Raw genomic sequence first — 23,416 nt, 5'->3', positions numbered from 1 at the left:
TCAGGCGCTGCCGTCGGCGCCGCCGTCGCGCTGGCCGGGGGTCGCGCCGCCGTCGGCCGGACCCTCCGCGCTGCCGTCCGCGCCACCGTCGTGCTGACCCGGGGTCGCGCCGCCGTCAGCGGGGCCCTCGGCGCCGCCGTCCGCGCCACCGTCGTGCTGACCCGGGGTCGCGCCGCCGTCAGCCGGACCCTCCGCGCCGCCGTCCGCGCCACCGTCGTGCTGACCCGGGGTCGCACCGCCGTCGGCCGGGCCTTCCAGGCCGCTGCCGCCGCTGCTCTGGATGTCGTCGTCGTTCAATGCCATGGGTGCTCCCTCGGTGTGCCGCCCCGCGTGGTGCCGGGGTCCGTGTGCAGCGGGTGGTACCCCACGCCCGATCTTCTCTAACCACACCGTAGACGCCCGGACGCCGCCGTACGGACGGTTCGCGGGGCAAGCGGCCGGGACGGGTGGATGCCAGGATGGCGGGAGGACGACGCGAGGAGACGCACGTGACGCAGCCGGAGCCGCTCACCCCGCTGACCGAGGACTGGCAGCGGGCGCTCGCAGTGGTGGCCCACCCCGACGACCTGGAGTTCGGCGCCGCCGCCGCGGTGGCGCGCTGGACCGGGCAGGGCAAGGAGGTCGTGTACTGCCTGCTCACCAGCGGCGAGGCGGGCATCGACGGGATGACGCCGGAACGCGCCCGGGTGGTGCGCGAGGAGGAGCAGCGGGCCTCCGCCGCCGTGGTCGGGGTGTCGGAGGTCGAGTTCCTCGGCCTGCCCGACGGGCTGCTGGAGTACGGCGTGCCGCTGCGCCGGGCCATCGCCGCCGTGGTGCGCCGGCACCGGCCGGACGTGGTGCTGACGAACAACTTCCGGGAGACGTGGGACGGGGCGTACGCGCTGAACCAGGCCGACCACATCGCCTGCGGCCGGGCCACGCTGGACGCGGTCCGCGACGCCGGCAACCGGTGGATCTTCCCGGAGCAGCTCACCGACGGCACGCAGCCGTGGTCGCGGGTGCGTGAGGTGTGGGCGGCCGGGTCGCCGGCGGCCCGGCACGGGGTGGACGTGACCGGCACGTTCGACCGGGGCGTGGCGTCGCTGCGGGCGCACGGGGCGTACCTGAGCGGGCTCGGCGACGGCGGCTTCGACGCCGAGGAGTTCCTGGAGGGCATGGCCCGGCCGGCCGGCAGCCGGCTCGGCACGCGGTTCGGCGCCACGTTCGAGGTCTTCCAGATCAACCTTCAGTAGGGCGCGGCGACGTTCCTGGTCGGCACGTCGGGCTGGCAGTACCGGGACTGGCGGGAGCGTACGCCCGGCGACGTCTGCGTGGCGGTGAAGATGAGCCGCTACCTCACGCACGTCGAGCGGCTGCGAAGACCCGGCCGAGCCGGTGGCCCGCTTCCTGGCCCGGCGGGGCGGGCTGCCGGTGTCCCGGACGCCGGCGGCCCCCCCCCCCCCGGGGGCGGGACGGGCCGGTCCGGTGCCGGATCAGGGAATCATCTGACGCAGGTCACCCGGCATGGTGGCCTTCACGTCCTCCCACTCGCCCTGGGTGACGTGCCGCCGCAGCGTGTCCAGCACGACCTGCACCACCCGCTGCGCGCCGCCCTCGGCGTCGTACGGGAAGCCCTGGCGCACCTCGTACAGGAAGTCGTCGCGGTTGAGCTTGATCGGTACGTTCTCCGGCTGCCAGCCGTCGAAGTAGATCCCGCGCACCAGCACCGGCAACTGCTGGGCGAACTCTGTGCTCTCCTGCACCGGCAGCCGGTCCCGCAGCAGGTGCAGCACGGTACGCAGCGCGGCGTAGGACTGGTTGCGCCGTTCCTTCGGCCAGCCGTACGCGGACTCGATCTCCTTGAGGATCACGTTCGTCTTGTCCAGCGAGGACTCGAACGCGGACAAAAGCTGTTCGGCCATCGGGCTCACCCCCGTGCTTCGGTCTCCCAGCGTCGGTCGTCGGCGCGGCGCGGCGGGCCGCTGGGGCCCCGCCACAGCCGGGTCGGGCTGAACCGGCCGGGCCGTTCGCCCCGCCGTGCCGCCTCGGAGCTGCCGACCACGTGCAGTACGCCACCGCGGCGTCGGTCCGCCACCACCCGTACCGTCATGACCCACCTCCTCGTCGCGGCGCCCGAGCCGGCGCCCACTACCCATGCTGCGGCGGGTGCGGGTGAGCCGGCCTCACCCGCACCGGGTGAGACGATCAGGCGTCCAGCAGGCCCGCGAGTGTGGTGCCGTTGCGCTGCGCGTAGTCCTGGTAGCAGTTGTGTACGCCCGATCTAGCGATGTAGCGATCAGGCTTTTTGCAGCTCGCTGACCAGCGAAAGCGGCTCATTTATCGGCACCATGCTCGGCGCTACCCGCCCGACCATCACGCGGGGTAATCCCGGGTAGCTGCGCGCCGGGGTACCCGCAGGTGCGCGGCGCACGCGCTGCGGCCCGGCGGTCGCGCCGCAGGGGCGCGAACACACCGGGCCGCAGGGGTGGGGCTAGACCAGGCTGTCGGGCAGGGTGTCGGGTGCCTGCGGGAACCAGCGCCAGTGCTCGTCGGGGGCACCGAGCTTGATCAGCAGGTCGCGGACCTGTTGCGCTCGCGTGTCCACATCCCGCCCCCTCCCCCGGATGGCGGGGTCGTCTGCGCCTGCCAGGTAATCCCCCTCCGCGACTACCTCCTCTAGGTAGTCGGATAGGGCGCAGGCGACGATCCGGGCTTCTTCGTCGGTGAGGGCGATCACTGCCGGTACCCCCTCTCGTTGCTGGGGTGCCGCTGCCCTACCGGCACGCCTTCAACGCCTGCGGGCAGGGGCGGCGGCGGTCCGTCGGGCATCTGGACGTCCCGTAGGTCGCCGGGCTCGTCGGATGCGTATGCGAACCAGGCGACGCACTCGCGCAGGGCTACGAAGTCGCGGCCCTGCGGGCGCGGGAAGCCGTGGGCGGTGAAGGCGTCGGCGATGTCGACCAGCAATCCGAAGGACAGGATCGGCCCGTCGATGGCGAGGCTGGTGGGGCGGGGCAGCGGGTAGGCGCGGGGTACCGGCCCTGTGGGCGGGGACGTAGCGTGTTGCATTGGGTCGCCTCCTAGCGGCGATCAAGGCCCCGGGGCGGCGTTGCACCGCTACCCCGGGGCCGCCTTGTGGGTCAGGCTGCGGTGATCCGGTACCGCAGCGGCTTGTCGGCGGTCTGCGTGACCTTGCCGTCGCGCGCCAGTCGCGCCAGGCAGTCCCGCACCCCGAGCGGCTTGCGGCCGTTGGGGGTGATGGCCTTGGAGACGGCAGCCGGGCCGAAGTTCTCGTCGGGGTGCGCGGTGAGGAAGGCCAGCACCATCTCGGCCTGGTTGAGCCGGGGCGTCGGCGCGGGCTTGTCGGCGGCGGGCGCGGCGGCAGCGGCGGCCTGTGCGGGCGTCTCGGGCTGCGCCGGGGCGGCCTTGGCCTTGCGGGTGCGGGTGCGCTGCGCCGGGGCGGCAGGCGCAGCCTTGGGGGCGGTCTCGGCCTGCGCGGGGGTAGCGGCGGCGGTCTTGCGAGTGCGGGTCGTGGTAGCCATCCGGTCATCTCCCTGATCTGGGCTGCTGCTGTGCGTGCGTCCCGAGCTTGGGGCTGTCCGGATTGGACGTAGAAGGGAGCACCGCGCACTTTCGCACCATCTGCGGCACCGGGCGCGGGGCGGCCTTCGATCGGGAGGTCGGCCGGGAGAACGATCACAAGGCGTTCGTGCTGGAGGGCATCCGGCCAGCGCTAGGTGATCCGGGCCGCGACCCGGACGTAGCGGGCGGCCGCTTGTCGTCTGCTCGCGTTACTGTCGTAACCCCCGTCGGTAGGGCTGGTCGAGAGGACATCGATCATGGCTACTGCAAGCGAGCCGGCGAGGACTCAAGCCCAGCTCGGGAGCGCGACGCCTAGCGCCGGGGAAGGCGGGCCTCCGACAGAGTGGGATAAGGAGCAGAGGAGGATCATGCCTGCATCACTCAAGCGCATCCGCGAATTCATGCGGGTTCAGCCAACAAAGAAGGACAAGGGTCTGACGCTGACCATCACCGTCACCGCGTACGACAACGGCATGGTGGAGGTGGACGGCATACCGATCAATGCCGCGCCAAGCTACGACCAGGCGGACGGCTGGCTGGGTGCAGCGGAGGTAGCAGTAGCAACCATCGGGGAGTTCCGGCGGCAGGCGGCAAAGCGGAAGGCAACGCAGCAGCAGGGTTGATCCTCAGGGTCCGGCTCGGATCAGAGAAGTCGGCCCGGCGCGCCTCCGAGATGCAGGACGGCGGGCCGCCCTGCCCTGTCTCAAGACTTGCCCGCTCTTCTATTGAGCGCCGCATATCGCTTCGAATTGCGCCTGTTGATGCTGTTCCCCATGTGGCGCATCACTGCCTGGCGGCTCTCCTGCGCCCGCAAACGTAGCCCGTCGCGGAAGCGGGCGACGGCACCGACCGGCGCAGATATCGGCCACAGATAGACCCAAAGCACTGACCAGAACGTGTCTCCCCTGCGGGGCTTGCCGTTCAGCCCGTGTAGTCGGACCGGGGCCTTCGTGTCCACCTTCGACCAGGAAAGCCCCGACGCGTCGATGAATGTGATGTGTATTTCGCCGAACACCATCAAGTCGCCGGGGTCCACTTCGACGTTAAAGCCGTACACGAACTGAAGTTCTTCGCCGGGCGACACGTAGGGTTCAAAGCGATAAGGGCTGTCAGCGTCATCGAGGCCGACAAAGCCTCTCTCCTCATCGCTACCGCCCTCCCGCAGCACCACTGTCAGCGCGTGGATCGGGGCATCGCTGTGGTTTTTCAACGTCACGATGGCGTTTTCTACATAGCCGTTCAATCCCACTTCCGGCAGTTCAAGGCGGGTTGAAACCAGCCGGGCTTGCGCGGCGTCTCGGTCCTCCTTGTCTTGGCGGCGAGCGCGCATCTCGTGCCGCAGCAGCAGGCCAGTGATGATGACCGCGAGAGCGGAGACGAAGACACCGATGAGACTGCCCCACGCCTGCATCCAGTCGGTGACCTTCGGAAGTTCAGCGGCAAGCACCGCGCCAGGGTAGGACACCACGTCTATGTCCGAAATGCCGCTGCTGCTAGGACATCAGCCTCCCAGGAGGTTCCGACCAAGCTGGCCTAGCTCGCCGTGGCCGAGGGTGAACGCCGCGCCGCTGGCAGCAGGGGCGGCGTTGGTGGGCAGCGGGATCGTCACGCCGAGCGACGGCACCTCTGAGTCGAAGATGTCCGGGAACTCGGCTGCCTGCCACCTCGGGGCGTTGGCGGTCGCCATGATCACGGCACCGTCGAACGGATCAGGGTCGGGAATCCCCTTGTAGGTGGCGAACTGCGACGTGTGGGTAGTGAGCAGGACGCAGAGCATGGTGCAGGTAAGGCGTGGTGTCACGCCACCATTCTCCCGCAGCCGGGCAACACCTGGCGTCGCGCAACGGCGGGCGGTAGCGGTGTGTTCCGCGACGTGGAGGCGTCCCGCCCCGGGAGGAAGTCGGGGCGGGACGCCGCCGCTGTGGGCGCAGCCTGCTAGGAAGGACGGCCCAGGCCGCGCCCGCGCCTACCGGCGCGTCCAGGACAGGTCGCCCCATCCCTTCGACACCGCGCGGGGCGGCTCGCCGTCCAGCCGCCACAGCACGCCATCGACGAGAACGCCGCCCGGGTGCGCGGTGGTGCCGCTGGCACCGACGGCCTCGTCGCGCCAGCGGCCCCCGGCGAGATCACTGCGCCCGGTGCCGCGCACCTTGTCGACCAGCCGCCACGGGATCACTTGGCGTCGCCGCCCTTCGCGCCCTTGCGGGCGTCCAGGTGCACCCGCACCACGCCGTCGTCGCCGCGCTCGTAGCGGCCCTCCCCGGCGGCTGCCTGCGCTGCCCATTCGGGCAGCAGCTCGCCGGGCACGAACACGACCTCGTCGCCGGTGTCGGGGTGCACCGCGTACACATGCGCCGGGGCGACCGGCGCACCGCCCCGGGGACGGCGGATGGTCGCGTCGTGCATCTCCTGCGCCAGCTCCCGCAGCTCCTCGGCCCGCGCGTCCTCGGCCCGCTCCTCGCGGGCGGCGGCGGTGCTGGCCTGCGCCGCCTTCGGCGCGCTGTTGTCCGTAGCCATGTTGATCACGCCCCGATCAGGTAGCGGTAGACGGAGAAGGCGCGCGGTCGGGCGAGGGCTACGTCACCGCGCCAGTGCGCGACGATGCCGACCTGCCCGTACTCGGCGTACCGCTCCGTCAGGGTCTGAATCGTCACGTCCAGGCGCTGCCCGATCAGGAGCTGCGTCCAGTCGCCGACGAACACATCCGTCGCGGTGCCCGTAGCGGTGCCCTGCGTGAAGCTGGGGATCTGGTTCGTGATGTACCGCTCCAGCCCGGCCACGTCGGGTGCCATCGTCAGCGGCTGCCCCGTCGTGTCGTACGTCTTCGCCAGCTTCTGCGCCATCTTCGCGTTCCACAGGATCGCGTTGGGCTCCTCGTTGTACTGGCGGACGGTGAAGATCGTGTCCAGGATCTCGTTCCACGGCGTCGCGCCTGTGATCGCCGTTCCGTTGGCACCCGAACCGAGCACCGACGAGGAAGCGACGGCCAGCAGCGTCGCCAGCACACCGCGCGGGTTCGGCGGCGTCGGAAAGGTGGCGTTGAAGCCGGTAGCGCCTACCTCGCCGCCGGTCGTCAGGCCACCGAACAGCGCCTGCCGGTCCAGCTCGGTCGCCATGGCCTGCGCGATGGCGTTGGACACCACCTCGTCTACGTTCTCCGCGTCCTGGAACCATTCCAGCGAGCCGACGACCAGCGCGGACATCGTCTTCGCTTCCAGCGTCACGTTGTCGAACGTCGGATCGGAAGTGGCGATCAGCGACCCCTCGGCGCGGAACGCCGCCGTCGGATCACCGGCGAGCCGGCCGATCTGCACCGTCTTCGCGTCCATGGGGACGACCTGCGCGCCCGCCTGGAGCACCCGCGACTGGTTGCGGGCGCGGTCGATGATGTTGCCCGCCCACACGGTAGGCACCAGCGCCGACCCGGACGTGGTGGACATGGCGCGCACCATCTCGCCGAGGGAGCCGTGGTGGCCGACGATGTGCTGATCCTGCATCGCCCGCCGGGCCGCGTACTCCGAGACGATGGTGTGGTCGGCGAACCGCTGGCCGCGCGCTACGACGGCGGGCTTGTCGTCGGTGCGGCGCACCCACCGCGGTCCGGTGTCGGCCGGGCCGCTGCGCCGCCCGCCGATCGTCTCCTCGAAGGCGCGGCCGTTCGGTTGTGCGCCTGCCTGTCGCTGCGCCTGGTCGGCCTCGATACGCGCCTCGTCGGCCTGCGCCTGCCGGGCGCGGGTGAGCTTGGCGTCGATGCCCTTGATGTCAGCGGTGGCGCGTTCCCGCTTCTCCGACTCGGCCTTCATGGCGTCGTCCTCGTCGGGGGTCAGGTAGTCGCGTCCCTCGGCCTGCGCCCGGGACAGGATGCGCTTGACGGCGGCAGTCGCGGTGTCGCGGCGCTGCACCGCCATCGCCTTCTCGACCTCAATCTGAAGGATCAGGTCGTCCAGTGTCATGTCACACCTCGTGATGAGTAGTTGATCGAGGTGTGCCGCGAGCCATCCCGGAGCGGCTGCCGCCTGCCGACCCCCCTCATCCGTGGGTGACCAGGTGCTAGCGCTTCAACGGGAGCCCGCCCGACGCCTCATCCGTCGCCCACGCGGTGCTCCGTGCACATGCCCAACCAGCCGGGCCGGGCGGGTCCGTTCACCCGCGTTAGCAGCCCGTCCCAGCGAGTCGGGAAAGGGGTGAACTCGGCTGTGACTCCGAGATCGATGTCGAAGTTACGCCGAGTGATCACCGACCGCGAGCGCGGCTACCCGCCTGCGCGCCGCGCCGCCGCCTCCGCGAGGAACGCCGCCAGGCGGGCCTCCCAACCCTCGACGCCGTGCTCCTCGACGCCGATCCCGTTCCACCAGCCCATCGCACAGGCGATCAGCAGCGGCAGCGACGTATCCCGCAGGATCACCGCTGCCCCCTCCCGGTCGTCGCGTAGGAAGGCCAGCGCCAGCGCCGCGACCGTCGCCTCATCCGGCGTCTCCGCCCCGCCCGCCCCGGCGCGCGGCCCTGTCGCGCCCTGTGGCGGCCCGTCCGGGGTGAACACCCCCTGCTCCAGCAGCATCGCCAGCAGCGCCGCCGAGAATCGGTCTACAGGCGCACCTGCGGTAGCGGCGGCATCCGCCAGGCGGGCGGCTACCGCCTCCGGGAGCTGAACTTCGATGGTGACCATGATCAAACCTCTTGTTGTGGATCATGCTTTACAAAAACTGCGGCGTGTAAAAAAATCCTCAGGCGATGCGTGGCCTAAGCCCGGCGGGGGTCTAAAGAACCAGGGCCTGGCTCGTCGGGTGGGCCGATGGTGTGGGCGGTGATGGTTGCGTCGTAGCGGTGTTCGCCTCGGATGTCGGCGGTGTCGATGGCGAAGTAGGTGGCGTGGAGGAGTAGTCCTCGGTCGTTGCGGATTTGGACGGGCTGCCCGATCCAGCTAGTGAGGGTGTCGAGCTGGGCGGTGGTGATCAGCCGGAGGGTGAACGTGTAGGTCCGGAGGGTGAACGTGTAGGTGTCGTCGCGGGTGCCTGCGGCGATGGGGCGGCGGGTGCCTGCGGCGTACGTCTGTACTTGGCCGGGTGTGGTGATGGTGCGGGTGCGGCCGGGTGCGCTGTGTGCGGCGATGGCTGCGCCTGTTCCGGCGTGGTTGATCCACAGCTTCGTCAGGGTGAGTGTGGCCATGTTGGTCCTTCCTCTCCGTCTGCGGTGTGCGGTGAAACTGCGGTGTGCTGCGGTGCACCGCAGGGTCGTGAACTGCGGTGTGCGGTGCACGCCTTTAGGTGCACCGCAGCACCGCAGCACGACAGGCCCTACTCATCTACTTGAACTGCGGTGCGGATCTTGGGCAGCCAGCCGGGGCGGGCGCGGCGGGCCTCCACCTGCGGCCACTCGATCTGCCCGCGCATGGCGAGGCGTTCCAGGGCGGGGCCGAGGATCTTGTCGTCTACGCGCACCCCTGCGGCACGTAGGAGGTCGCCGAGCTTCCGCTGTGACCCGAAGCGGTGATCATCGAGGCCCGCCAGGAGGTCGATCACCTCCGCGCCGAGGGCATCGATGGCGTCGGTGGGCGGCTCGGCTACCTGCGCCGGGTCGGCGGCGATCAAGTACGCGGCGGTGTTGCCTATGCCGGGTGAGCTGTCGATGGTGAACGCGCCCATGTAGTACCAGCCCGGCTCGCGGGCCGCCTCCAGGGTGCCGCGTACCTCAACCTGCCCGTATCGATCCTTCACGGTGAACAGGCGGCTGTAACCGCGCCCGCCGAGGTGGATGGGCGTCCGCCGCGACGCTTCCAGCCGGAAGCCGACGCCGTCTACCTCGTCTAGCCAGGCGGTAGAGCCGAAGCCGTGCCGCTCTCCCTGCCGGTCGCGGGCCTTGGGCGGGTGCCCGAGGCTGAGGGCGGCAGCGCCGAGGCGGACGGCGGGTGATACGAACAACTGCCGGTATGCGCCTACCGCCTCGGGCTTATCGACCGGCCAGCCGTGCTTGGCGCAGGCGGAGTTGATCCCGTCGAGGATGACCAGGGCGGCGGCAGGGGGCAGGTTGATGGCGAACTCGCCGGGCTCCCACCGCCGGGTGCAGTCCAGCCATACAAACCGCTCGCGTAGCTCCTCGGCGGTGAGGTCCGGGGCTATCTGGCGCAGCCGATCAAGGGTGCCTGCGGGCGTCGATTCCTCGAAATGGGCGTAGACGACGGTCTGCCCGGCGCGGAGCACGGCGACGGTGTGCCAGAGGGCGAACCAGGACTTCCCGGCGGTGTTGAGGGCGATGACGGTGTGCCACATGCCGGGGTACAGCAGGGCGGCGTTGTCGTCGCGTAGCCCGCCTACGGATGGCAGCGGCGGAGAGTAGGTGCCATCGAGGTACGGGCCGAGGTCTACCTGGCGGGGTGCCAGCGGCCCGCCGGGGGCGGGCGGCTGCTGATCCTGCGGCGGGCGGGTGCCATTCACAGCCGGGGTCGCGGCTTCCGACGCCTGCAGCTCGGCGTACCCCTGCACTTCGATCGCCGCCCACGCGGCGTCGTCGTCCTCAGCGAACCCGGCGCGCAGATCATCTGGCAACGAGTCGATCATGTTGAGCTCCTGCGTTCCCGCGCACCGATCGGAGCTCCTGGTCTTGGTGTCACGCCGGTACGCTGGGACGTGACGCCCGCTGTTCGTAGTGCTTGATCCGTGCTGCTGCTGGGGTCGCCTGCTGTGTTGCTGATCCGACCGCCCTCCCGGCCTGGTGAACCGGGAGGGCGGCGGTGTCTCATGAGGCCTGCGGGATTACCTCGGCCGGCTCGTGCTCGGCGATCAGAGCGACCAGCCGATCAGCGGCCTCGCGCAGGTCCGCCCACGCCGCCCTGTCGCTCTCGAAGATCAGCGGGGGGCGGATGCTCCGGTCGGCGGCTAGTGTCTGCGCGTCGCGGACGGCGGCTGCGGCCCGGTAGGCGGCTGCCCGGAAGGCGTCCGAGTCGGCGGTGGCGGTGGGTCGCCGCTGCGCCGTCATGCGGCTGCCCCGCCTTCGGCGTCGGGCTTCCGCTTACCGGCGGCCTTCGCCCGCCGCGCCTGCGCGGACCGCAGCGCCAGCCGCGCCATGTAGGCGGCCTCTGCCTGCCGTGCCCGCCGCGCACGCTCGACGGGGTCCATGGTGCCGTCGGGATCAACTTCGCGTTCGAAGCGCGCGGATCGCCCGCGCCAGGTAGCCGCCATGCGCGCCGGGATGTCGGCGTCAGCGGTGTTGGCCCATGATGCGTAGCCGCCTGCGCGGCCCGAGATCCGGGCGATGTTGGAATCGTTCGCAGCCGTCACCAGGGGTGCCCCCCTCCTTGTGGGGCTAGGGCTTCCTGGTCGGGTCTGCCGCAGCGACCCTACATCGGTTCAGAGGCGGTCCCCAAGCGAAAGTCGGGCGTTGGCCGCGCGTGCCCGCTCCGCCGCTGTCGCCCGCCCGTAGCGGTCCAGCATCGCCCGGGAGCGCCAGCCGCCCAACGCCATGAGGTCGCCCTCCTCCCCGCCGTTGGCGCGGAACGCCGCCGCCCATGTGTGGCGTAGCTGGTGGGGGTGGATGTGGCCGATACCGGTGGCAGCGGCTCGCCGCTGCAACATCGCCTTGATGCCGTCGCTGGTGAGCGTCGGCCGTCCCCTACCCCCTAGCCACAGCGCGGGTAGCTCGCTGTACGGGTGCCGCCGACGCTCCCGCAGGTAGCGGTCGAGCGCCCGCGCGGCCTTGACGCCGACGCTGATGGTGCGGCGGCGCGGCCCGGACCTGTTGCTGCCCTTCCCGGCGACGATCGTGATGGTGCGGGATCGGATGTCGACGTCATCGACGGTGAGCGCGGTGATCTCGGCCAGCCGCAGGCCGCAGTCGATCAGGACGTAGATGATCGCGGTGTCGCGGCGGGCGGTGAAGTCGCCCCCGGTGCAGGTGCCCAACAGCGCCTTGATCGCGTCGGCGGGCAGCGTCGGCGTCACCGGGTCGTTCGGGGGTGGGGTACGGATGCCCGCCGTGGGGTCGGTGTCGAACTCGCCTTCGGCAACTGCCCAGCGGTAGAAGTGCCGGACGCCTGCGAACCAGGACCGGGCGGTGCCGGATGAGGTCGCCTCGCGGAGGTGGACGATCCATCCTCGGATGTGATCGCGAGTCACCTCGTTCGGGGCGGTGTCGGGCGGCAGCCAGGCAGCCAGGCTGCGCAGCGCCCGCAGGTACGACTTAATCGTGTTGTCGGAGTAGGCGTCGGCGCGCAACGACAGTTCCCAAGAATCGGCGAGGGAGCTGAAATCAGGGTGAGGCATGAGCGCGAAGCTATCGGCACTATCAGCGATGTACCAAGGGCGATTTTGTGTCCCCACCTATGTTTCCGCAGATAGGAGGGCCTGTAGCTGCTGCCCGTTCCGCTGCGCATAATCCCGATAGCAGTTGTTCATCAGCACGTGCGTCTGCTCGGCCTGGCCGGCCAGCTCGCGCAGCTTCGGCGCCCAGTCGCGCAGCTCCCGCTCGGAGTAGTCGTAGCCGAACTTCTCGTGGATGTCCTTGCTGGTCCACTTGTCGCTGTGCCCGTGGAACCGGACCACCGCGAGGTCAGCGGTGGCCGCCAGCACCGGGGGAATGGACGACTTGTGTCCCTGCGGCATGTCCACGCAGACGAACGGCAGCTCGTGCTCGCGCAGGAAACCGAGCGTCTCCTCGGCGTTGTCGCCGTCGAACCAGGAGGCGTGCCGGAACTCGAAGACCGGGCGCAGCGGCGCGCACCGCCGCGCCACCTCCAGCAGGTACTGCTTGTTGGCCCGCTTGATGGTGAACCAGGGCGGGAACTGGAACAGCAACGCGCCCAGCTTGCCGGCCTCGACGAGCGGGTCGAGTGCGGACAGGAACCGGGTCCAGACCTCCTCGTACGCCTGCGCGGGCAGGTCGTCCGGGTAGACGTTGCGCTTGTCGGTCTCGGGGCGCAGGTCCTTGTAGAGCGCGGAGACGCGGGTGGGGTGGCCGGTCAGCAGGCTGAACGCCTTGACGTTGAAGGTGAACCCGGCCGGGGTGCGCTCGGCCCACAGCCGGGCGGTCCGCTCGGCCGGTGGCGAGTAGTAGGTGGCGTCCACCTCGACCAGCGGGAACTGCCTGGCGTAGTAGGACAGCCGCTTCTCCGGCGTGTCGGCGCTCGCCGGGTACCAGCCGGAGTCGAGCAGGGTCCGGTCGGTCCACGAGGCGGTGCCCACCTTTATCTCACCCATGGCAGGAGTCCACCGCGTCGGGGACCGACCGGCAACCGGAACGGCGTTCAGGCCGCCCGCCGCTCCCGGGTCTGCTTGCAGGCCACACAGGAGGTGGCGGACGGGAAGATCTCCAGCCGCTCCACCGGGATGGGCGCGGTGCAGCCCTCGCAGAAGCCGTAGGTGCCCTCGTCCAGACGGGTCAGCGCGTGCTCGAACTGCGCCCGCCGCTCAAGGATGGTGCGCAGCAGCGACTGGGCGGTGTCCCGCTCGGCGGTCTTGGTGCCGCTGTCGGCCTGGTCGTCGCCGGCGGTGTCGCCGACCTCCACCAGCCGCAGCACGTGGCTCTGCGCCAGCGTGTGCTCGTACTCGGCGGTCAGCTCGTCGTACCGCGACCGCAGGGACTGCCGGATCTGGTCGACCTCCGCCTGGGAGCGGCCGGTGGCTGTCGTGTCGTGGACGAGCATCGCTGCCTGCCTTTCCTACGTCCTCATACCGGACCGGGGCGGCCGGCGCCCCGGACCCGGTCCGACTGTCCAAGCGCGGGCGACGAGATCACCCGTGCTCTGTGAGCCGGGCGATTACCCCCGTCCGCGGCGGGCCAAACCGGCTGTTTCCTGAGTGTTTCCGGTGAGTCCGCAGCGGCTGGTCAGACGGCCTCGACGAGGGCCGGACGGCGCGGGTCGTCGGCCCGGACCACCACGTCGGCGAAGGACGCCGGGTCGACCTCGTCGGCGTAGCGGGCGAACGCGGGCAGGGTCCAGCGCAGCGCGGGATCGGTGCGCCGCGCGAGCGCCCCCGGGGAGAGCACGAGATGGACGGTGACGTCGAAGGGCAGCGCGCCGCCGAGCAGCAGCGCGCCGCTGACCAGGACCACCCCGCCGGGCGGCAGATCCACGTACGCGGCGCGGCTGGCCCGGTCGGCGGCGGCGTCCCACAGCGACGGCAGCAGCCGGCCGGAGCCGTCCGGACCGGCCGGGTCGAGCACCTCGCGGCGCAGTCCAGGTTCGTCGAGCCAGCCCTCGTAGTACGCGTCCGGGTTGGTGCGTCCGTGCTCCAGGCGCACCGAGGCGGGGCGGAGGAAGTCGTCGGCGCGGACGTGCAGCACCGGCCGGCCGGCGGCGCGCAGCCGGGTCGACGAGCGCTTCGGCGAGCGCGTCCGGCGCGGCGGCGGGCGGGCCGTCCACGGCGACCCGCAGCCGGCCGGGCGTCCCGGTGCGGGCGAGACGCCCGGCCAGCTCGATGACGAGCAGGTCGGGGCTGATCGGGCGCACGCGCATCGGACCATCGTGCCGCGCGGGCGCGCCGGTCACCACATGATCGCTCCGGGCGGTCGGGGCTCCGTCCGGCGGCGGTCGTCGGGTGGTGGTTCCGGTGGTCAGCCGGTGCGGTCGATGGTGACCCGGGCGTCGTCGGCGAGCCGGTAGCCGACGCCGTAGACGGTGGTGACGAGCGGGACGTCCACACCGACCTTGCCCCGCAGCCGGCGTACGTGCACGTCGACGGTGCGGACGCCGGCGTGCTCGTACCCCCAGACCGCGTTGAGCAGTTGCAGCCGGGTGAACACCCGGCGCGGGTGGGCGACCAGGTGCAGCAGCAGGTCGAACTCCAGGCGGGTCAGCGGCAGCGGCTCACCGTCTCGCAGCACCGACCGGGACGACGCGAGGATGTGCAGGGTCGGGATGGTCGGGGCGAGCGGACGCGCCGGAGCGCGGCCGGCCGGGACGGCGTCGGGCCGGCGTTCGGCCGGGACCGTGCCCGCGCTGACCACCGCGTCGCCGCGTTCGAGCATCTCGCGGGCGGCGTCGAGCAGCCGGCGGGCGGCCGGGGTGAGCGACTCCTCGCAGGCCAGGGGGATGTTGAGGGTGACGGTGAGCATGGGCGCGGCGGCGGTGTTGGCGGGACGACGCTGGCCGCCGGGGGGACGACCGGGGACCGCGGGTTGGGACGTATGCCATCCGGCGCGCGACGAGGCGGGGCTGACCGACATGGTCCTCCTTGGGCTGGTCCGGGTATCTCCCCACGGCCCGGGACGCCGCTTCATCGATGCTTCCCGGCGTCTCTGCGAGGGTCAAGGGGCGGCCGCGTTGCATGAATGTGACATTTGACGAACACATCGCAGCCGTGCGCTCGCTCTGCGTGCGAGGCCCGTTGATTACAGCAGAGCACCGATTCGCCGGTGGTACGGGGGGTCTCCCCGGGGGTTCACAGTGGCGGATCAGCGGCGAACGTGAACGCGGCGCACCCGATCCCGGGGTGCGCCGCGTGCCGGCCGGGCGGGGGTCAGGCGTCGCGGTCCACGACGATCGCGGCGTCGTCGGCGAGGCGGTAGCCCACGCCGTACACGGTGGTCACCAGCGGCGTGTCCGGCCCGAACTTGGCCCGCAGCCGGCGCACGTGCACGTCGACGGTGCGCGCCACGGCATGCTCGTAGCCCCAGACGTTCGCGAGAAGTTGCAGGCGGGTGAACACGCGGCGGGGATGTTCGGCGAGGAACAGCAGCAGGTCGTACTCGATGCGGGTCAGCGGGATCTCGGCGCCGCCGTGCCGGACCCGCCGGGTGCCGGTGAGGATGCGCACGCCGCCGGGGACGGGCGCCGCCGGGGCGGCGGCGTCGCCGCGGCGCAGGTCGAGCACGGTACGGGCAGCCGGCCCCTCCGCGGAGGCGGCCAGTCCCTCGCCGGAGGCGGCCAGTTCGTCGAGCAGGTCGACCAGGCGCGCGAGGCCCGGCGTCAGCGGCCCGGTACCCAGGTCGAGCGTGATGGTGAGCGTCGGTGCGGTACGCGGCCGGGGCGGCACGGCCCGGTCGGGGCGGCCCGATCGGGCCGGACGGGTGGTGAGGGCGACGACGGACATGGGAGCCTCCTGTGCGGGCGGTCGCCCCGCCCCGCCGGATGCGGCGGGACGGTCAGCGGAGCGCCCCGCCGGCGGTGACCGGGGGCGCGGCGGACGAGGGTCGGGTCGGCGGGGTGGGACCGAGGGTGGGCAGGCCGGCGATCTGCCAGGCGGCGAAGCCGCCGACGACGTCGGTGGCCCGGTGCAGGCCGATGTCCTGGAGCGCGGCGGCGGCCAGCGACGAGGTGTAGCCCTCCTGGCAGAGCACGATCACCGGGACGTCGTAGCCGGTCGCCTGCGGCAGGCGGGCCGCGCAGCGCGGGTCGAAGCGCCACTCCAGCACGTTGCGTTCGACCACGAGCGAGCCGGGCACTGTGCCCTGCGCGGCCCGCTGGGCGGCCGGGCGGATGTCTACGAGCAGCGCTCCGCCCCGGCACGCCAGGTGGGCCTGTTCCGGGTCGAGGCGGCGCAGGCGGGCGCGGGCGGCCGCGAGGATCTCGTCGATGCCCCGCGAGCCGGGCGGCGGGACCGGACAGCGCTCGGTGCGGGTGGGGGTCTGCGCCATCGTGGCGTCCTTCCGTTCGTCGGGGTTGCTTGTGCGGCTCACCAGGCCACACCGGCTCGGGCCACCTCGGCGACCCGGAGCCGGCCGGAGACGAGGTGGTAGCGGGTCATCCGGGTCAGCGCCGGCCGGTACACGTGCACGCTGACGGCGGGCTCGTCGCCGTGGTTGGTGACCTGGTGCACGTGCCGGGCGCCGAAGCGCCGGCCGGCTCCGGCGGCGAGCCGGTGCGGGCGCAGCCGCCCGCCGCTCACCGTCTCCTCGGTGAGCACGCCGGCCACGACCAGGAACGCGCCGGACGAGCCGCCGTGGTCGTGCAGGCCGGTGCCCTGTCCGGGCAGCCAGCTCAGCGCCCACACCTCGTGCTCGTCGCCGGCGTCCAGCCGGGCGTACCACCGCTCGGACGCCCCGAAGCGCAGCGGCACCGGCCAGCCGTCCGGGTCGGCCCAGCGGGCGGCGACGGCGAGCAGGTCGGCGGGAACGGTGCTGGTCATCGGCGGGACGTCCTCACGGTGCGGAGCGGATGTGCTCCCCCAGCTTAGACGGTAAAGCCTATCGGTTTAGTAGGTAATACCGAATGCTGGGACGAGGTGCGCACTCACCGCCGCACCGGCGGCTCCACCTTGTAACCCGGCACCGACGGCCAGCGGACCGTGAGCACCGTGGACTCCCGCTCGGCGTACCAGGAGTGGTCCACGCCCCGGCCCCACACCACGTAGTCACCGGGCGCGCGCAGCACCACCGTCCGGTCCGGCAACTCGATCCGGAACGCGCCGCTGATCAGCACCAGCAGGGCGGTACGCCGCTCACCGGTGGCCCACCGGGACCGGGTCTCCCCCGCCGGGTGCACGCCCCACTTCACCTCGACGTCGGTGCTGTGCCGCACGTCCCCGGCCGGCTTGAAGTGGCCCAGCAGCCAGCCCGCGTCGGTCGCGCCGTCCACCGCCGCGTTGCCCACGTACACCCGATCGTCCATGCGCGCGCCTCCCGTGCCCGGCTGCGCAAGCTACCAGGCGCGTCCGGCCGCGACGCCATAGCCTGGGCGGATGCCCGACGAACTCGACGCCGAGACCATCGCCTTCGCCCACCGGATGTTCGACCTGGCCCGGGCCGGCGCCACCGAGGAGCTGGCGGCCAACGTGGACGCCGGGCTGCCGGTCAACCTCACCAACGCCAAGGGCGACACGCTGCTGATCCTCGCCGCGTACCACGCCCACCCGGACACGGTGGCCGCGCTGCTGGCCCGGGGCGCCGACCCGGCCCGGGTCAACGACAGGGGGCAGACCGCGCTCGCCGCGGCCGTGTTCCGGCGCCAGGAGGCGGCGGTCCGCGCGCTGCTCGACGCCGGCGCCGACCCGGACCACGGCGCCCCGTCCGCGGTCGAGACCGCGCGGTTCTTCGAGCTGCCCGACATGCTGGCGCTGCTCGGCCGCGCGTGAGCGGCGGGCGGTATACAGGGACGGTGGAGGATCCCGTACCCGAGCAGATGCGCACGGCGGCCGCGGCGTTCCTGGCGGCACTGGACGAGCCGGCCCGCGACGCCGCCCGGCACGCCTTCGACGACGAGCCGGCCCGCCGGTGGCTGGAGTACCGGCCGCGGCCCCGGCCCGGCGTCACGCTCGCCGGCCTGGACGTCACCGCCCGCAAGGCCGCGCACCGGCTGCTCGCCACCGCGCTCAGCCCGGCCGCGTACGCGCAGGCCATGGCCGTGATGGCCCTGGAAGAGGTGCTGGACCGGGCCGAGGACTGGCGGCGCGGCCGGCACAGCGGCGACTACTGGGTGGCCGTCTTCGGCGACCCGGCCCGCGACGACGACTGGGCGTGGCGGTTCGAGGGACACCACCTGTCGGTGAGCATGACAGTCGCCGACGACCGGGTCTCCCCCGCGCCGGTGTTCCTCGGCGCCAACCCGGCCACCGTCCGGCATTCCGGGCGCCCGGTCTCCCGGCCCCTGGGCCCCGAGGAGGACCTGGCCCGCGAACTGCTCGACGTGCTCGGACCGGCCGGCCGGTCCGCCGCGATCATCGCCGAGGAGGCGCCGGCCGACATCATCAGCGCCACCCGCGCCACCGCGCCGGGCCGGCTCGACCCGCCCGGCGTACCCCGAGGGCGGCTGCGGCCCACCGGCCGGGCGCTGCTCGACCGGCTGGTCGCGCTCTACCTGGACCGGCTGCCGCCGGAGCTGGCGGCCCGGGAGGCCGACCGGCTCGACGGCGGCGAGCTGCACTTCGCCTGGGCCGGCCCGGTCGAGCCGGGCCGGCGGCACTACTACCGGGTGCAGGGCGACGACCTGCTGATCGAGTACGACAACACCACCGACGACGGCAACCACGCGCACACCGTGCTGCGCCGCCCCGCCGGTGACTTCGGCGCCGACGTGCTGGCCGCGCACCACGCCGAGGCGCACCGGCCCGGCCCGCTCAGCCCCGGTGCGCCTCGATGAGGAAACGGCGGGCGTACGCGACGAACGGTCCCTCGGCGCGGATCCGCTCGTCCAGGCGGCGCAGCTCGTCGGTGTAACGGCCGACTGTGAAGCCGGGCACCGTCCAGACCACCTTGCGCAGGAACCAGACCACCGCGCCGACGTCGTGGAAGACGGTACGCAGCGTCGCCTCGCGCAGGTCGACGACTGTGAGCCCGGCGGCCCGCGCGTCGGCGACCGCCACCTCCGGGTGCCGGTGCTCCGGTGGCGGCAGCGGCCCGAGGATCGCCTCGCTCAGCTCCCGCACCGTGCCGGGGCCGATCTGCTGGGACAGGTAGGTGCCGCCGGGGCGCAGCACCCGGGCCACCTCGTCCCACCAGGTGTGCACCGGATGACGGCTCACGACCAGGTCGAAGGCGGCATCCCGGAACGGCAGCGGCGGCCGGTCGGCCACCCGTACCACTGTCCCGCCCAGCGGACGCAGGTTGCGCCGGGCCACCGGCACGTTCGGCGGCCACGCCTCGGTGGCGACCAGCAGCGGCGGCGGCGCGGGCACCTCGGCCAGCACCTCTCCCCCGCCGGTGTCGACGTCCAGCGCCGCCCTCACGGCGGCCATCCGGTCGCCCACCAGGCGTGCGTACCCCCAGGGCGGGCGCTCCTCGGTGGCGCGGCCGCGCAGCCAGTCGAAGCCCCAGCCCTCCACCGGCGCGGCCTCGGCCTCGGCTACGAGTTCGGAGAACGTGCGGACCATGCCCGCGAGCCTGCCGCCCGCCGACGGCCGCGGCAACGGATTTCGGCCGGGTCAGAACGGGCGCGGACGGGCGATCTCGACTGTGGACCCGGGGGGCACGTCGCCGAACGTCTCGAAGCCGGTCGGCTCGGTGGCCCGGTCGAACTGCTGCATCAGCCGCGCGCCCAGGGCCACCCCGACCGCGCCGACGGCGAGCGCGACGAGTTCGGCGGCGAGCAGGGCGCCGTTCGCGCCGCGCTGCGGGGCGTTCGCCCGGATCAGGCAGGACAGCAGGAACAGCCCCGCCATCACGGCGTTCACGAGATTGAACGTCAGGACGGTCCGGCTGGTGCGCCCGGCACGGACGTCCCACAGGTCGACCAGGCCGGCGACGGTGGTGAGCCCGGCGGCGACGAGCGCGGCCACCGCGGTCCAGTAGCCCACCTCACCGAGGAACGCCGGACCGCCCGCCACGTCGGCCAGGTCGAAGACCGCGGCGCAGACGAACAGGCCGAACGGGAACGTGACAAGCATCGGTTGGATGGGATGCCCCTGCACCCGCAGTCGGCTCTGCATCGCTTCCTCCCCAGGTCGGCGCAGCTCACCAGTCCAGAGTGCTACCCGAGGCACCGCGGGGTGAAACGACTGTCGCTCAGTTGTCCCGGGGCCGGGAGACGGTCAGCACGAGCCGCTCGGCCACCTCGCGCAGCGGGATGTCCAGCGAGGACGCGGCGCTGCGCAGCACCCGCAGCGCCTCCGGGGCGGGACAGCCGCGCTGCGTCATGATCACGCCGACGGCCTGCCCGACCACTCCCTCGGCCAGCAGCGAGTCGTCGATCTCACCGGCCCGGCTGGCGGCCCGCTCACGGTCGCGCGCGGCGGCCAGCAGCAGCCCGGCGTGCTCGGCGAGCAGCATCGCGGTGAGCTGGTGCCGGGGGGTGAGCGCGTCGGGCGACTCGGCGTACAGGTTGATCGCGCCGATGACCTGCTCGTCCACGTCGACCGGCGCGGAGATCACCCCGTGGACGCCGAGCACGCGGGCCCGCTCGCTCCAGGCCGGCCAGCGCGTCTCGTCGGACAGCCCACCCGCGATGATCATCTCCCGTCGGCGGATCGCCGTCAGGGCCGGTGTGTCCGGGCCGTGCCGCAGGTCGTCCAGCTCGGCCCGGTCCGGGTCGGAGGCGGCCACCCCGGCGGGCTCACCGGCGCGCAGCGCGGTGAAGCCGCAGCAGTCCACGCCCGGCACGGCGTCGCGGGCGATCCGGACCAGGCGGTCGAGCGCCTCGTCGAACCCGGCCACGCCGATCAGACCGGCGGTCAGCTCGCGCAGCAGCGCGGCCGTCTCCAGCACACCGAGGTTGTCGATCATGGGTTGGCGCGTGTCGAGGTTCACCGGGCCGGGGCCTCCACCGTCCCCGCGTACGTCCACGCGGTCTCCCCGTCCGGCACCGTTGCCTGTCCCATGTCCGTCCCTCCTGTGGCCGGGCCCCGGCCTACTACCCTCGCAGACCGCGGGCGAAACCGCGCAAAAAGGCCCCTCCCGGTTACACCGGAAGGGGCCTTCGGCGCGGGTCAGCGCGACCCGGAGATGAGCCGCCGGCCCACCGAGGCGATCAGCCGGTCCAGCTCCGAGCCGAACGGGTTGTCGTGCACCAGGTACGTCCAGGTGGCGCTCGGGCGCACCAGCTTCGATGAGTCCGGCTCCCAGCCCTCGTCGAACTCGGTCTCCTCGAACGTGGCCACGGTCCGCGTCTCGATCTCGGGCACCAGCGCGTTGAACGCCGGCACCGCGCTGCGGTGGAACTCGTCGAGCGGGTCGAGCCGGCCCAGCGCCCGCAGGTGCACGCCCTCGCGTACCTCGGACAGCTCGGCCAGATGGTCGGCCCAGAGCCGGTCCAGGTGATAGAGGGCGATCTTGCGGGCCACGTCGGCGAGCAGGTCCTCGTCCATCTCGCCGGCCTTCTCCGGCACCCGCTCCAGCAGCATCAGCGCGGCGATGTCGCTGGTCAGCAGCCGCTCCCGGCGCTCGGCAAGCGCCTTGCGCTGCTGCTCGATCACCTGGCTGTAGCGCCACGTGTTGCGGTGGATCTCGTGGTTGACGCCCTCGGCGACGCGCTGGGCGTGCTCGACCGCGTAGTCGACCTGCGGGTCGGTGACCAGGCCGTCGGCGTTCATCCGGGGCGAGGCCGGCACGGTGTCGCCGGCGTGCCGGACCACCAGGTCGTCCTCCAGGCTGACGAAGAACACCGACCCGCCCGGGTCGCCCTGCCGGCCGGCCCGGCCGCGGAGCTGGTCGTCGACCCGGCGGCTGTCGTGCCGGCCGCTGCCGATCACGTACAGGCCGCCCAGTTCCGCCACCCGGTCCCGGTCGGCCTGGTCGCTGCCGCCCAGCCGGATGTCCACGCCCCGGCTGGCCATCTGGGTGGAGACCGTCACCGCGCCGTACGCGCCGGCCTCCGCGATGATGCCGGCCTCCTCGTCGTCGTTCTTGGCGTTGAGGACCACGCAGGAGACGCCGGCGGCGTTGAGCGCGGCGGCCAGCCCTTCGGACTCCTTGACGTCGAGCGTGCCGACCAGCACCGGCCGCCCCGCCTGGTGGCAGCGCGTGATCTCGTCGACCAGCGCCTCCTCCTTCTCGGCGCGGGTGGCGTAGATCCGGTCCGGCTCGTCCTCGCGGACGCAGGGGGTGTTCGGCGGGATCACCGCGACCTCGAGGCCGAAGAACTCGCGGAGCTGGTCGCCGACGAGCACCGCGGTCGCGGTCATGCCGCAGACAGTCGGGTAGAGCGCGATGTACGCCTGCACGGTGATCGTGCCCAGCACCTCGCCCTCGGCGGTGGCGTCCAGGCCCTCCTTCGCCTCGACCGCGGCCTGGAGCCCGTCCGGCCAGCGGCGGCGCTGGGCGACCCGGCCGCGCATCTCGTCGATCAGCTCGACCGAGTCGTCCCGGACGATGTAGTCCACGTCGCGGTGCAACAGGGCGTGCGCGTGCAGCGCCACGTTCACCGCGGAGAGCTGCCCGACGTGCTCCTCGTCGTACAGGTCGATGCCGCCGAGCTTGGCCTCGACGGTGGCCAGGCCGACCGAGGTGAAGGCGACGCTGCGGCCGTCCTCGGCGACCGTGTAGTGCTTGCCCTTGCGCAGCCCGCGCACGAGCGCGGCCGCGGCGTGCACCGGGTCCTGCTCGCCGCCGACCGCACCGGCCAGCACCATCGGCACCCGGGCCTCGTCGATCAGGATCGAGTCGGCCTCGTCCACGATCGCGGTCTTCAGCGGCGGCTGCACCCGGTCGGCCAGGTCGGTGACGAGCTGGTCGCGCAGGAAGTCGAAGCCGGCCTCGCTGACCGACACGTAGGTGACGTCGCAGCCGTACGCGGCGCGCCGCTCCTCGGGCGTGGACGCCTCGTTGACCCAGCCGACGGTCAGCCCGAGCAGGTCGTAGACGGGCGTCATCCACTCGGCGTCGCGGCGGGCCAGGTAGTCGTTGACGGTGAGCACGTGCACCGGGCCGTTGCCCAGCCGCACGTGCCCGTACGCGGCGACAGTCGCGGTGAGCGTCTTGCCCTCACCGGTGGCCATCTCGGCGACCTTGCCGGACAGCAGCGCCATCGCGCCGAGCAGCTGCACGTCGTAGGGGCGCTGGTCGAGCCCGCGCCGGGCCGCCTCGCGGCCGATCGCGCAGATCTCCTCGTAGCCTGTGGCCCGGCCGGCGGCCTCGGTCAGCTCGGCGTCGGAGAGCTGCTCCAGGTCCGCCTCGCGCGCCTCGATCGCCGGCAGCAGCTTCTCCAGCGGCGCCAGGTCGACAGTCGTCCCCGGGCGCTGGAGGAACCGGCGGAACCTGGTCTTCAACCGTTGCGACACACCCATGAGCGGCAACGGTACGCGAACCGGAGCCGATTGTGACCCCCGCCCGCCGCGCGCCGGGTTCCGCCCTTCGCGTCCGCTTCGGTCGATCATGAGGTTGGCGGCGTCCGGCGTCCGTTTTGTCGCCGCCAACCTCATGATCGACGCCCTGGAAAGGGGGGCGGGTGGGGTGGGGGTGGGGGATGCTCCTATAGAAGTCAAGCGGTGTTGAGGGTGGTGAAGTCGGCGAGGAGGGCGGTGTGGATCTCGCGGACGATGTAGCGCTTGAGGCAGCG

At 72.4% G+C, this 23,416-nt stretch carries 31 protein-coding genes and 1 pseudogene; 4 read left to right on the top strand and 28 right to left on the bottom strand.

Annotation, left to right across the window (positions count from 1 at the left end):
• Window positions 1–303: a hypothetical protein gene (locus FB454_RS20845; protein WP_013476987.1), complete on the bottom strand. Its 303-nt coding sequence runs from the start codon at window positions 301–303 to the stop codon at window positions 1–3.
• Between the two features lie 185 nt (window positions 304–488).
• Here FB454_RS20845 and FB454_RS20840 point away from each other — a divergent pair, with 185 nt between their 5' ends.
• Window positions 489–1,232, top strand: a complete 744-nt coding sequence (locus FB454_RS20840; protein ID WP_123110439.1) for a PIG-L deacetylase family protein — start codon at window positions 489–491, stop codon at window positions 1,230–1,232.
• A 240-nt stretch (window positions 1,233–1,472) separates the two neighbouring features.
• Here the strand turns inward: FB454_RS20840 and FB454_RS20830 are convergent, their stop codons facing one another.
• The 4 genes from FB454_RS20830 to FB454_RS20815 form a co-directional block, all read right to left on the bottom strand.
• Entirely contained in the window at window positions 1,473–1,901 is a 429-nt protein-coding gene (locus FB454_RS20830; RefSeq protein ID WP_120573804.1) for a DUF2267 domain-containing protein, read from the bottom strand.
• Window positions 1,902–1,906: 5 nt separating this feature from the next.
• Window positions 1,907–2,089: a hypothetical protein gene (locus FB454_RS20825; protein WP_013476990.1), complete on the bottom strand. Its 183-nt coding sequence runs from the start codon at window positions 2,087–2,089 to the stop codon at window positions 1,907–1,909.
• A gap of 623 nt (window positions 2,090–2,712) precedes the next feature.
• On the bottom strand, window positions 2,713–3,048 hold the full coding sequence (locus tag FB454_RS20820) for a hypothetical protein (RefSeq protein ID WP_120568645.1): 336 nt from the start codon (window positions 3,046–3,048) through the stop codon (window positions 2,713–2,715).
• Window positions 3,049–3,119: 71 nt separating this feature from the next.
• Entirely contained in the window at window positions 3,120–3,521 is a 402-nt protein-coding gene (locus tag FB454_RS20815) for a hypothetical protein (protein ID WP_145823309.1), read from the bottom strand.
• Window positions 3,522–3,929: 408 nt separating this feature from the next.
• On the opposite strand from FB454_RS20815, the gene FB454_RS20810 reads away from it, so the two are divergent.
• Window positions 3,930–4,184 (top strand): hypothetical protein, encoded by a 255-nt coding sequence (locus FB454_RS20810; RefSeq protein WP_145823308.1) that lies wholly within the window; start codon window positions 3,930–3,932, stop codon window positions 4,182–4,184.
• An 80-nt stretch (window positions 4,185–4,264) separates the two neighbouring features.
• On the opposite strand, the gene FB454_RS20805 is transcribed toward FB454_RS20810, so the two are convergent.
• The 19 genes and pseudogenes from FB454_RS20805 to FB454_RS20715 form a co-directional block, all read right to left on the bottom strand.
• On the bottom strand, window positions 4,265–5,008 hold the full coding sequence (locus FB454_RS20805) for a hypothetical protein (RefSeq protein ID WP_145823307.1): 744 nt from the start codon (window positions 5,006–5,008) through the stop codon (window positions 4,265–4,267).
• A 54-nt stretch (window positions 5,009–5,062) separates the two neighbouring features.
• Window positions 5,063–5,362 (bottom strand): hypothetical protein, encoded by a 300-nt coding sequence (locus tag FB454_RS20800; RefSeq protein WP_145823306.1) that lies wholly within the window; start codon window positions 5,360–5,362, stop codon window positions 5,063–5,065.
• Window positions 5,363–5,527: 165 nt separating this feature from the next.
• Entirely contained in the window at window positions 5,528–5,737 is a 210-nt protein-coding gene (locus FB454_RS20795) for a hypothetical protein (protein ID WP_145823305.1), read from the bottom strand.
• Window positions 5,734–6,078 carry a hypothetical protein gene (locus tag FB454_RS20790; RefSeq protein ID WP_145823304.1) on the bottom strand — a complete coding sequence of 115 codons (345 nt, stop codon included), beginning with the start codon at window positions 6,076–6,078 and terminating at the stop codon, window positions 5,734–5,736. The genes FB454_RS20795 and FB454_RS20790 overlap by 4 nt, the downstream gene beginning before the upstream one ends.
• 5 nt (window positions 6,079–6,083) lie before the next feature.
• Window positions 6,084–7,514, bottom strand: coding sequence for a phage major capsid protein (locus FB454_RS20785; protein WP_145823303.1), 1,431 nt, complete (start codon window positions 7,512–7,514; stop codon window positions 6,084–6,086).
• A gap of 299 nt (window positions 7,515–7,813) precedes the next feature.
• On the bottom strand, window positions 7,814–8,227 hold the full coding sequence (locus FB454_RS20780; RefSeq protein ID WP_120568637.1) for a hypothetical protein: 414 nt from the start codon (window positions 8,225–8,227) through the stop codon (window positions 7,814–7,816).
• 74 nt (window positions 8,228–8,301) lie between these two features.
• On the bottom strand, window positions 8,302–8,727 hold the full coding sequence (locus FB454_RS20775) for a hypothetical protein (RefSeq protein ID WP_145823302.1): 426 nt from the start codon (window positions 8,725–8,727) through the stop codon (window positions 8,302–8,304).
• A 128-nt stretch (window positions 8,728–8,855) separates the two neighbouring features.
• Complete coding sequence (locus tag FB454_RS20770) at window positions 8,856–10,115, bottom strand: AAA family ATPase (RefSeq protein WP_120568635.1); 1,260 nt, start codon at window positions 10,113–10,115, stop codon at window positions 8,856–8,858.
• 178 nt (window positions 10,116–10,293) lie between these two features.
• Window positions 10,294–10,533, bottom strand: a complete 240-nt coding sequence (locus FB454_RS20765) for a hypothetical protein (protein WP_145823301.1) — start codon at window positions 10,531–10,533, stop codon at window positions 10,294–10,296.
• Window positions 10,530–10,835, bottom strand: coding sequence for a hypothetical protein (locus FB454_RS34955; protein ID WP_222433934.1), 306 nt, complete (start codon window positions 10,833–10,835; stop codon window positions 10,530–10,532). Before FB454_RS34955 ends, FB454_RS20765 begins: the two co-directional genes overlap by 4 nt.
• A 69-nt stretch (window positions 10,836–10,904) precedes the next feature.
• Complete coding sequence (locus tag FB454_RS20755; protein ID WP_145823300.1) at window positions 10,905–11,816, bottom strand: tyrosine-type recombinase/integrase; 912 nt, start codon at window positions 11,814–11,816, stop codon at window positions 10,905–10,907.
• Between the two features lie 57 nt (window positions 11,817–11,873).
• The gene (locus tag FB454_RS20750) at window positions 11,874–12,749 is read right to left on the bottom strand and encodes a DUF72 domain-containing protein (protein WP_145823299.1); all 876 of its coding nucleotides are present in this window, start codon (window positions 12,747–12,749) and stop codon (window positions 11,874–11,876) included.
• Between the two features lie 47 nt (window positions 12,750–12,796).
• Window positions 12,797–13,195: a TraR/DksA family transcriptional regulator gene (locus tag FB454_RS20745; RefSeq protein WP_123110437.1), complete on the bottom strand. Its 399-nt coding sequence runs from the start codon at window positions 13,193–13,195 to the stop codon at window positions 12,797–12,799.
• Between the two features lie 182 nt (window positions 13,196–13,377).
• Window positions 13,378–14,008 (bottom strand): annotated as a pseudogene (locus FB454_RS20740) (nucleoside/nucleotide kinase family protein).
• Window positions 14,009–14,106: 98 nt separating this feature from the next.
• Complete coding sequence (locus tag FB454_RS20735; protein WP_123110435.1) at window positions 14,107–14,718, bottom strand: winged helix-turn-helix domain-containing protein; 612 nt, start codon at window positions 14,716–14,718, stop codon at window positions 14,107–14,109.
• Window positions 14,719–15,011: 293 nt separating this feature from the next.
• Complete coding sequence (locus FB454_RS20730; protein ID WP_145755617.1) at window positions 15,012–15,584, bottom strand: winged helix-turn-helix domain-containing protein; 573 nt, start codon at window positions 15,582–15,584, stop codon at window positions 15,012–15,014.
• A gap of 52 nt (window positions 15,585–15,636) precedes the next feature.
• The gene (locus tag FB454_RS20725; RefSeq protein ID WP_145755616.1) at window positions 15,637–16,128 is read right to left on the bottom strand and encodes a rhodanese-like domain-containing protein; all 492 of its coding nucleotides are present in this window, start codon (window positions 16,126–16,128) and stop codon (window positions 15,637–15,639) included.
• A gap of 38 nt (window positions 16,129–16,166) precedes the next feature.
• Window positions 16,167–16,619, bottom strand: coding sequence for a cysteine dioxygenase (locus FB454_RS20720; protein ID WP_145755615.1), 453 nt, complete (start codon window positions 16,617–16,619; stop codon window positions 16,167–16,169).
• Between the two features lie 104 nt (window positions 16,620–16,723).
• On the bottom strand, window positions 16,724–17,101 hold the full coding sequence (locus FB454_RS20715) for a cupin domain-containing protein (protein WP_120570125.1): 378 nt from the start codon (window positions 17,099–17,101) through the stop codon (window positions 16,724–16,726).
• Window positions 17,102–17,171: 70 nt separating this feature from the next.
• Here FB454_RS20715 and FB454_RS20710 point away from each other — a divergent pair, with 70 nt between their 5' ends.
• Together FB454_RS20710 and FB454_RS20705 are read left to right on the top strand one after the other, a co-directional pair.
• Complete coding sequence (locus FB454_RS20710; protein WP_145755614.1) at window positions 17,172–17,564, top strand: ankyrin repeat domain-containing protein; 393 nt, start codon at window positions 17,172–17,174, stop codon at window positions 17,562–17,564.
• 23 nt (window positions 17,565–17,587) lie between these two features.
• On the top strand, window positions 17,588–18,568 hold the full coding sequence (locus FB454_RS20705; protein WP_049800121.1) for a DUF3500 domain-containing protein: 981 nt from the start codon (window positions 17,588–17,590) through the stop codon (window positions 18,566–18,568).
• On the opposite strand, the gene FB454_RS20700 is transcribed toward FB454_RS20705, so the two are convergent.
• From FB454_RS20700 to secA2, 4 genes are all read right to left on the bottom strand, one after another.
• Complete coding sequence (locus tag FB454_RS20700; RefSeq protein ID WP_145755613.1) at window positions 18,546–19,298, bottom strand: class I SAM-dependent methyltransferase; 753 nt, start codon at window positions 19,296–19,298, stop codon at window positions 18,546–18,548. The genes FB454_RS20705 and FB454_RS20700 overlap by 23 nt on opposite strands.
• Window positions 19,299–19,349: 51 nt before the next feature.
• The gene (locus tag FB454_RS20695) at window positions 19,350–19,853 is read right to left on the bottom strand and encodes a DUF2231 domain-containing protein (protein ID WP_013286039.1); all 504 of its coding nucleotides are present in this window, start codon (window positions 19,851–19,853) and stop codon (window positions 19,350–19,352) included.
• Window positions 19,854–19,929: 76 nt separating this feature from the next.
• Window positions 19,930–20,670 carry a GAF and ANTAR domain-containing protein gene (locus FB454_RS20690; protein ID WP_013286038.1) on the bottom strand — a complete coding sequence of 247 codons (741 nt, stop codon included), beginning with the start codon at window positions 20,668–20,670 and terminating at the stop codon, window positions 19,930–19,932.
• Between the two features lie 179 nt (window positions 20,671–20,849).
• Window positions 20,850–23,144 (bottom strand): accessory Sec system translocase SecA2, encoded by a 2,295-nt coding sequence (gene secA2, locus FB454_RS20685; protein ID WP_145823298.1) that lies wholly within the window; start codon window positions 23,142–23,144, stop codon window positions 20,850–20,852.
• Window positions 23,145–23,416: the final 272 nt, after the last annotated feature.

The sequence above is a fragment of the Micromonospora sp. CNZ297 genome, assembly GCF_007827625.1.
The sequence above is the reverse complement of the archived record's forward strand: the minus strand, read 5'-3'. Positions and strand labels throughout refer to the sequence as shown.